Raw genomic sequence first — 2,640 nt, forward strand, 5'->3', positions numbered from 1 at the left:
TTTCTTCTTGTCTTGATACTATATAGAAATAACTCGATTTTATAAAAACGCTCATTGTCCTTGAAGTGAAAGGGTTTATAGCGTTTTTTATGCGTGAAAAGAATTTTTGACATAAAAAAACCCCAGTAGTATGATTAAAGCGTCTACTCAATAAAAAACTACTGGAGGTCTTTCTATATGCAATATAATACTACAAAATATATAGACGAAAATCAAGATAATGAAACATTGAAAGATATGTCTAAAAATGGGAAACAACGCCCATGGAGAGAGAAGAAAATCGACAATGTAAGTTATGCAGATGTACTGGAAATTTTAAAAATTAAAAAGGCTTTTAACGTAAAACAATGTGGCAACGTCTTAGAATTTAAGCCGACTGATGAAGGGTATTTAAAACTTTATAAAACATGGTTTTGTAAGTCGAAATTATGTCCGGTTTGTAATTGGAGGCGTTCAATGAAAAACAGTTATCAAGCCCAAAAAGTCATTGAATCAGTGGTTAAAGAAAAGCCAAAAGCACGTTGGTTATTTTTAACACTTTCAACCAAAAATGCGATTGACGGCGAAACTTTAGAACAGAGTTTAAAACATTTAACTAAAGCTTTTGATAGATTGAGTAGATATAAAAAAGTAAAACAAAATTTGATTGGTTTTATGCGTTCAACTGAGGTAACCGTTAATAAAAATGATGGTAGTTATAATCAACATATGCACGTTTTATTGTGTGTTGAAAATGCTTATTTTAGAAAAAAAGAGAATTATATAACTCAAGAAGAGTGGATCAATTTGTGGCAAAAAGCTCTTCAAGTTGATTACAAACCTGTCGCAAATATCAAAGCAATTAAGCCGAATAAAAAAGGTGATAAAGATATACAAGCAGCAATTAAAGAGACATCAAAATACTCGGTTAAGTCGTCTGATTATTTAACAGGAAACCATGAAAAAGACGCAGAAATTGTTCAAGATTTGGAACAAGGTTTATACAGAAAACGTATGTTAAGTTATGGTGGTTTACTTAAACAAAAACATAAACTTTTAAATTTAGACGATGCCGAAGAAGGTAATTTAATTCAAACGAGCGATGAAGAAAAAACAACTGAAGAAGAACAAAAAGCTCATTCAATTACGGCTATTTGGAATTTCGAAAAACAAAATTATTTCTTAAAAAATTTGTAACGTTAGCTTATCAAAGCTAGCGTTTTTTTAAGCTTTTTTGCCCCTGCAGGAACTATAGCGTTCAACCCGCATGGTTGCACAGTTTTATGCCAATTTTTAAATTTGCATGTAACTGGGCAGTGTCTAAAAAATTAGTCACTGGTTTTGCTCAAATTTTTGTTTGTGAAAAGCAATTATTTTTATTTGGCTCTCATTTGCGTTTTAAGAGCTAATATAGGTTTTTAGGTATAAAACTATATAAATAACCCCTAATTCTTCGAAATACCCCTTTAAAATTCAAAATAAAGGTATTTAAAATTAGACAAAATAAAAAAGCCAATCCGTATAAAACGAACTGACTTTTAAAGAGCTATTCTTTTATCGTGGAATTAATTTTTATATCTGTGCCACGACACCGATTCTTAAGTGTGTAGCATTAATTTTTATATCTGCGCTACAACGCCGATTCTTAAGTATGTAGTATTAATTTTTATATCTGTGCTACAACACCGATTCTTTTGTATTTGATATAAAAATCGACGGAGGTCGATTTCGCTTTTAGCACAACGTTCTGAAAGAACGTATAAGTGCGCCCTTACGGGATTTAACTAGATTATAACGACGAAAATTAGACCTGTAAAGCGATAACTATTGTGATAAAGTTTGCTAAAAATTTTACTTTTGGTTTATGGAATTTTTATTAATCAGAGCACGCATTTATGCCGAGAAAATTTATTGATGTTGAGAAGAACCCTTAACTAAACTTTCAGACGAATGTCGGCATAGCGTGAGCTATTAAGCCGACCATTCGACAAGTTTTGGGATTGTTAAGGGTTCCGAGGCTCAACGTCAATAAAGCAATTGGAATAAAGTAATCAAGATTTAATGACCTTTATGTTTTTCTTGCGCTTTTTGTTTTTTGATTTTGCGTTTTCGTGCTTTTTCTTCTTCTTTTTGTTGCTTATTTCTTTTTTTAGAACTTTTTTTCTTGAGTTCTTGTTCTTTTTTTAACGCTTTTTGTGATTGAGTAGTGATTACTTTTTTCTTTTGCTCTTTTGCTACTTGTCGTTGCAATCTTTTTGGATTAATTTTCTTTCTAGGTGATTTATTTTTAGTTATTGCCTTGCTTTTATTTATTAAGTTTAAAAGCTCTTTGTCTATGAACTTTAAAATAGTTTCTCTATCAGGTTCTGTACCAAATGTATATTTAGCCAAAACTGATTTTTTATTTTTTGTATATTCAACTAATCCAATAAAAAATTGACCATCATGAAAAATTGTAAGTTTCATGTTGTCCCTCCTCTATTTTTACATGAAATGAAGGACGACCTGAGGAGGAAGGTTACTGACAAAAATTTATATTTTGTATTGGGACTACCAACCCAATTGTGTTTTTACATTTCATAGTTTGATATTAACAAAATAACGTGATTTGGAAACGAGTGTAAACGAGTTTCTTCTTGTCTTGATACTATATAGAAATAA

The 2,640-nt window shown here is 30.7% G+C and carries 2 protein-coding genes; one reads left to right on the top strand and one right to left on the bottom strand.

Annotation, left to right across the window (positions count from 1 at the left end; genetic code table 11):
* The first annotated feature begins 177 nt into the window (after positions 1-177).
* On the top strand, positions 178-1,176 hold the full coding sequence (locus tag HMPREF3241_RS08970; protein WP_083324175.1) for a protein rep: 999 nt from the start codon (positions 178-180) through the stop codon (positions 1,174-1,176).
* Between the two features lie 861 nt (positions 1,177-2,037).
* On the opposite strand, the gene HMPREF3241_RS08975 is transcribed toward HMPREF3241_RS08970, so the two are convergent.
* Entirely contained in the window at positions 2,038-2,445 is a 408-nt protein-coding gene (locus tag HMPREF3241_RS08975; protein WP_070853611.1) for a YjdF family protein, read from the bottom strand.
* Positions 2,446-2,640 lie beyond the last annotated feature (195 nt).

Source organism: Staphylococcus sp. HMSC34G04, assembly GCF_001838765.1.
GTDB lineage: Bacteria > Bacillota > Bacilli > Staphylococcales > Staphylococcaceae > Staphylococcus > Staphylococcus epidermidis.